This window comes from Nitrososphaera sp. (genome assembly GCF_050748925.1).
Classification (GTDB): Archaea; Thermoproteota; Nitrososphaeria; order Nitrososphaerales; family Nitrososphaeraceae; genus Nitrososphaera.
Genome location: NZ_JBOGQF010000117.1, coordinates 1 through 5,268, shown reverse-complemented (window position 1 = coordinate 5,268; position 5,268 = coordinate 1). Strand labels below are relative to the sequence as shown.

The 5,268-nt window shown below is 55.5% G+C and carries 8 protein-coding genes and 1 tRNA gene; 2 read left to right on the top strand and 7 right to left on the bottom strand.

Features of this window, described 5'->3' with window-relative positions; translation table 11 throughout:
* Positions 1–407: methane monooxygenase/ammonia monooxygenase subunit C (locus tag ACREAY_RS09465; protein ID WP_431755523.1), on the top strand; the 407-nt coding region annotated here is incomplete at its 5' end.
* Between the two features lie 38 nt (positions 408–445).
* Here ACREAY_RS09465 and ACREAY_RS09460 read toward each other — a convergent pair.
* The 7 genes from ACREAY_RS09460 to ACREAY_RS09430 all read right to left on the bottom strand — a co-directional run bounded on the left by ACREAY_RS09460 (position 446) and on the right by ACREAY_RS09430 (position 4,731).
* Positions 446–531, bottom strand: a tRNA-Cys gene (locus tag ACREAY_RS09460).
* A gap of 57 nt (positions 532–588) precedes the next feature.
* Positions 589–1,035 (bottom strand): DUF2171 domain-containing protein, encoded by a 447-nt coding sequence (locus ACREAY_RS09455; protein ID WP_431755522.1) that lies wholly within the window; start codon positions 1,033–1,035, stop codon positions 589–591.
* A gap of 50 nt (positions 1,036–1,085) precedes the next feature.
* Entirely contained in the window at positions 1,086–1,661 is a 576-nt protein-coding gene (locus tag ACREAY_RS09450; RefSeq protein WP_431755524.1) for a DUF99 family protein, read from the bottom strand.
* Positions 1,662–1,692: 31 nt separating this feature from the next.
* A complete protein-coding gene (locus ACREAY_RS09445; RefSeq protein WP_431755521.1) occupies positions 1,693–2,619 on the bottom strand; it encodes an EF-Tu/IF-2/RF-3 family GTPase in 927 nt (308 codons plus the stop codon).
* Positions 2,620–2,652: 33 nt separating this feature from the next.
* Positions 2,653–3,057 carry a PKD domain-containing protein gene (locus ACREAY_RS09440; RefSeq protein WP_431755520.1) on the bottom strand — a complete coding sequence of 135 codons (405 nt, stop codon included), beginning with the start codon at positions 3,055–3,057 and terminating at the stop codon, positions 2,653–2,655.
* A 35-nt stretch (positions 3,058–3,092) separates the two neighbouring features.
* Positions 3,093–3,386, bottom strand: a complete 294-nt coding sequence (locus ACREAY_RS09435) for a hypothetical protein (protein ID WP_431755519.1) — start codon at positions 3,384–3,386, stop codon at positions 3,093–3,095.
* Between the two features lie 85 nt (positions 3,387–3,471).
* Positions 3,472–4,731 (bottom strand): multicopper oxidase domain-containing protein, encoded by a 1,260-nt coding sequence (locus ACREAY_RS09430; RefSeq protein WP_431755518.1) that lies wholly within the window; start codon positions 4,729–4,731, stop codon positions 3,472–3,474.
* Between the two features lie 112 nt (positions 4,732–4,843).
* Here ACREAY_RS09430 and ACREAY_RS09425 point away from each other — a divergent pair, with 112 nt between their 5' ends.
* Positions 4,844–5,137, top strand: a complete 294-nt coding sequence (locus tag ACREAY_RS09425; protein WP_431755517.1) for a hypothetical protein — start codon at positions 4,844–4,846, stop codon at positions 5,135–5,137.
* The last annotated feature ends 131 nt before the right edge of the window (positions 5,138–5,268 follow it).

Genomic DNA, 5,268 nt, shown 5'->3' with positions numbered 1-5,268 from the left:
CATTCACGCCTGCCCACTGGTGGCTCTACAGCCACTTTATCGCCCTTCCGATTGGCTGGGGCATGGTGGCAATGTATGACAGAAAGGTGCCGAGCCTCAGAGGACCAAATAACGCGCTCAACACTGGCCTGAAGGTGACCATCGTAGGCTACCTGGCCCCAATGTTTGCAATCGGGATCAACGAAATGTGGCACTTTTGGTTCGTGGAAGAGATCTTTTCCGTTCCCAACCACTGGGTCTTTAACATGGGCGTCGTGCTGGCGTTCATGGGTGCTCTTGCATACGTCGTAAGGGTATACGCAAGGCTCGTAGAACTGCGCGCTGAAACCCCGGCAAAGAACCCCTACATAGCAGAAATGTACAAGCTCGCCCTCGAAGGCAAGCTGTACAGCAGGTCAATCCCCTAGGCTCGTCCAGCCTCTCTTTTTTCTTTGGGAAAATAGCAAGGTGGGGAGGGGATTCGAACCCCTATAAATCCGCTCACTGCTTGCGCAACTGCAGGCGAACGCATGGCCGCTCTGCCACCCCACCGCCATCAAGGATTGTCGGCGGTTCTAATTTATACCTAAGCGTGGCAGGCGGGGCGCCCTAGTGCATCGCCTTGACGTGGCTGCTAAACTCGTCGCGGGTCGGGAACTGCTGGTTGCAGATGTCGCACTTGTAGACCTTTTTCACTTCCTGCTGCGGCGCGTAGGCAGGCGGCTGGTACCTCTGCGGGATTATCAAAAGGGGAGGGTAATCCTCGGCATAGTATGGATAGTCCTTGACGTAATACCTGTACGGGTCAGGGGCGATGTTGCGCTCGTAATTCCTCTTTACTTCTTCTTCGGTTATCTTTAGCCAGAGCACGTCGCCGTCCCACCCCTCGACCTTGCTAACCGGTATGTAGTAGCGGTGCACGTTGATAAATCCGCGCTTGACCACGATAAAGTTGCTGCTGACGGCCTCGACATCGCCGACGTCCTGGTCGTCGCTTGTGTGGACTGATTCGTTTATCATCTCTGTCCAGTTCATCTTGCTGGGTACTGTAGTCATGCTCAATATGGCAAAAAATAATACTAGAGTTTGTTCAGGCGGCCAGCATTTCAGCAAAAGGCATTGGCGGCCGCCCGCGCGGCTGTTTTGGCGACCCTAACGGGCTCGGGCAGGGCACCTTGCAGGGTGAATGCGTTTAGCAGAGCCGTCGCGCGCCGGGTCGTCAAGCCCCAGCATCTCGCATAAAGCGCCTTGCCGGTCCTCAGCACAATCTTCTCGCGGCCGCCTATGCGCTCATACTGCTCCATTTTGGCCGGCCAGCTGTCGGGAAAGTGGTGGCGGATGGCACCCTCAAGCCCTATAGAGTCCTCAAACGTGACTGCCACCACCGGCAGGCCAGCCTCTTCAGCCACCCTTTGGCCGTCGATAATGTTGTACATGCTGATGACTTGGCCGTCGATAATTATGCAGCTGATGTCGTCGCGGTAAAGAGAGCGGTGCATTGCGACTATTGCGTCGGTGGCGTCGTCGCCTTCAACCGTCGCCAGGCCAAAGACAAAGCCGTCCACGACGAGGTCGCGCCGCATCACGACCCCTGCCAGGACGGACTGCTTTGCGTGCCTGCCAAAGCTCTCCGCTATCGCCAATACGCGTATCCCTTTCTTTTCTGCGTTGACGCGCTTGATGCAGCTTTATTGCCTGCAGGTTTTGATAAAACTATTGGATTATGCCCTTGCCGATTATCCGAGTCGTCGGGCTGTCTGGCTTTAGCAATATGCACGCCTGGCCGGGCTGGTAGGCCACGGGCTTTTCCGGCGTTATTTCAAGCACGTCGCCGGACATCTTTACCTTGACCGGCCTTATCTGCATCCCTATCGAGAGCATGTACATCTGGTTGTCAGCCAGGTCGCCCTTGAAAAAGGGGCTCTTTACAAATTTTGCCTGCAGGGAGCCGGACGACACCTTGACGGCGCCGGGCGCGCACAGCAAGTCCCCTCTTGAAACGTCGCCGGCAGAGACTCCCTTGACAGCAAGGCCGACCCTTGCAGGGCTTGACGAGCTTTCCACGGGGTCGTCGTGCATCTGTATGGACTTTACCAGCACCGTCTTGCCAGACGGCAACAGAGTTAATTCGTCATACACCTTGAGCGAGCCCTGCCTCACCACGCCAAGGAGAACGGTGCCCACTCCCTTTACGTCAAACGCATGGTCGACAGGTATCATGGCAGGCCCCTCCAGGGCCTTTGGCGAAAGGCCCAGCAGCGCCTGCTTTAGCTGGTCGACGTTGTCAACGAACTGGTAATTTGCAAGCGACGTGTTCTTTAGCAATCCCTTCAGTTTTTCGCGGTCGACTTCGTACGAGTGGAGCACGAACCCGTCCTTCATGCCGGCGTATTCGAGCGCGAGTATCTGCTCGCCCAGGAACCTGTCCAGCTTTGCTACGTTCAGAATGGCGTACTCGGCAATGTTGACTGCCTGCACCAGCGACTGGACCTTGTCAGGAAACGTTATCGGCGCAGTCCAGGTGTAGACGATGTCAGAGGTCTTGCGGTCATAGATAGTGACATCGGTGGACGTGCCCTTTTTCCCAAGCTCGGCGGCAATCGCATGGTTGCCCAGCACGACAAAGTTGATGCTCTTCAATGGGGCACTGTTTGGGCGCGCCGGTATAATGCTTTAGCGCCGGAGTATGTCGTCAGGCCGGGTAAAGTTGGCGTTTGCAGGGTAGACGTCTACCATGTGCGAGACCTGCTCCGTGGCCCCTGCCGAGTCCCTTATCGTCAATCTGACGCGGAATGTTCCCTCTTCAGAATATACATGCGTGGCATTTTGCAGCTGCGACTGCGAGCCGTCCCCAAAGTCCCACGTGAACTGGTACGGCTTGACGCCGCCCCGGCCGGCTGCGTAAAACGGCGCGTCCTCGCCCACCCTGATCTTGAAAAAGTTGTCGGCGGTAAGCCCAAGCTGCCTCGGCTGGGCAGATGGCTGCGACAAGGGGAACGTGTATGCGACTGCCAGAACTATAATGACGGCCGCAGCGATGCTGACGGTAAGGCCGTATTTTTTTATGCTGCCTTGCAAGGCGTCTTTCCTACGCTCTGACGGGATTATATAGGCTATGCCTGGCCGTTTACCTCGTCCATCGTGAACACAAAGCGCGATCCCGCGTACGTCTCTTCCGTGCCCTCCCTCTGCCAGTTTACCTTGTATTCTTTGGTGACCTGCTTGCCTACTATTTTTATCGTCGTCGGCAGGTCTGCAAACAGCTTTTCCACCTTTTCAGGGCTCTTGGTCATGAGGACAGAGCGGCGGCGCTTCATGAGATACTTGACGGCGACGTTTTTGTGCACGTGGCCTTCCACAGGTATCTGTTCCTTGCCGATGTCAATCGTGAACTGGCGCTTGGCCATCCGTTGCTAAAATCAAGGATCTGAGTAGAAAAGCTTTGTGGTTTAGCCTAGGATGACTAAAATAAAAAAGGAAAAAAGGACGGGCCTAGCCCGTTGTCGAGTTCGACGAAGTGGTGTTGTTGCCGCTGGCTGTGGCGTTCTGGCCGGTTGAAGTGGCGGTGCCTGTCGAGGTAGCGTTGCCGCCAGAAGTGCCCTCAGGCACGGTGCCTGTTGGCCTCTCCTCCGTCGACATTGAGCCGTTTTCGTTCAGCCATGCCTTGCCCGGAACCCACGTGCCTGGCGGGTGGTCGTCTTCGGTTGCGTCGTTGGTTGCAACGACTGCGAACGCACCGCCCTTGACGACATCAGCCATGTTGTGGTCGACGCCGACATAGATGCCCTCTTCTGGGAAGACTGCTTCAATCACGGAAGCAGAGCCTACAGGGACGTACCAGGTTTCTTCCTGCGTCGCCTGCCTGCCTGTGGTGCCACGGACAGAGCCGTCTCTCACGTCAATCATGCCCGAGATGAAGTGGAATGACACGCCATCGTTCGGACCTGCAGCGACTATGTACCACCTTGTCAGCTCGCCCGGCTTGACCTTGAAGAAGTTTGTCAGGTTACCTGCCTGCATTTCTTCAAGGAGTGGCGGGTTGAGCGGGAGCTTGGCAACTTCGCCAACCTGCGGCACATACTTGTGCGACATGCCGTTGGTCAGCACCAGGTCGGGCTGGTTGGTTATGAACTTGCCAATGTCAAACGAGCCTGCTGTGTCTGTAGAGTTGTCGCCTACGAAGGGTCCGCCGTCTTCGCTGTTGTAGATTTCACCGAATACCATGTAGAACTCTTTTGCCGGCTTTTCCTTTGTCGGGTGCACGATGATTGCGCCGTACATGCCGTTTGCAATGTGCTCCCATACGCCGTTCAGACCGTCAGCGCCGCAGTGGTAAAAGAATGCGCCACCAGTGTTTGCGTGGAGCGTCCATGTCTTTTCTTCACCGGATGCTACGTTGCCGGAAAGTACGTTGCTTGGGCCAATGCCCGCGTGGAAGTCAACGCTGTGTATCACGTTTCCTTCGTTTCTCAGAGTAAATTCGACTGTGTCGCCCTGGTTTACGGCAACTACCGGACCCGGAATTGTGCCGTTAAAGACCATTGCGTTGTACGTTATACCACCCGGATGCAGAGCGTTATCAGGAGCCACCTGGACTACCTCTTCGCTCGCGATCAGGGTAACATGCCTCGTGACGCCGGTGCCATTCGTAGCACTTGCTGCTGACAGTGGGCTTCCATTAAAAAGCGGACTGAAAACAAGTCCCACTACCAGAACACCGGCAGCCAACCCTGCAATGATTGCCTTGTTCATCATTGGGTGCATCGCGTTTTGTTCTATATAACACTTGCCGAATCTCATTAGTTCGCCATATTATCCGGTAACAGAATAAAATTATATATAATTCATATAGAACATTTATCGCATGCGCGCTGTCTTTAAATTGCCAGCAGTGACAACAAAGTTGTTGCCATCTCTGGGCGGCAGGCGAAATCCAAGGGCGGCCCGCAGGGCCCGGAAGCCCATGCAGGAGAACTGGGTCAAGGCCTCAAGAGGAAGGTGGCTGAAATGCACCTATGGCAAGTGCGGCTTTGAGTGGGAATACTTTGGCGGCCACAGCTGGGCAGAGTGCCCCACGTGCCACACCACCAGTAAGGTCGCAGTCGCCCTGCGCAATTTCCGGCAGAACGCCAGTTTCAGGCAGAATGCTAGTGAATAAAGAACTCGTTTTCGCCCTTTGCAATCGAGAGGTCGACGCTGTTTGCGTCCCTGTCGTGGACTATTAGCAGCCCTTCTGCTATCCGGTGCTTGGTCGCAAGGGTTTGCAGGTGGAAATTCAGGGTGTACAGG

Excerpts from the sequence above, each read along its gene's own strand:
- ACREAY_RS09455 (WP_431755522.1), bottom strand. The coding sequence starts at position 1,035 with ATGACTACAGTACCCAGCAAGATGAACTGGACAGAGATGATAAACGAA.
- ACREAY_RS09435 (WP_431755519.1), bottom strand. The coding sequence starts at position 3,386 with ATGGCCAAGCGCCAGTTCACGATTGACATCGGCAAGGAACAGATACCT.
- ACREAY_RS09430 (WP_431755518.1), bottom strand. The coding sequence starts at position 4,731 with ATGAACAAGGCAATCATTGCAGGGTTGGCTGCCGGTGTTCTGGTAGTG.
- ACREAY_RS09425 (WP_431755517.1), top strand. The coding sequence starts at position 4,844 with ATGCGCGCTGTCTTTAAATTGCCAGCAGTGACAACAAAGTTGTTGCCA.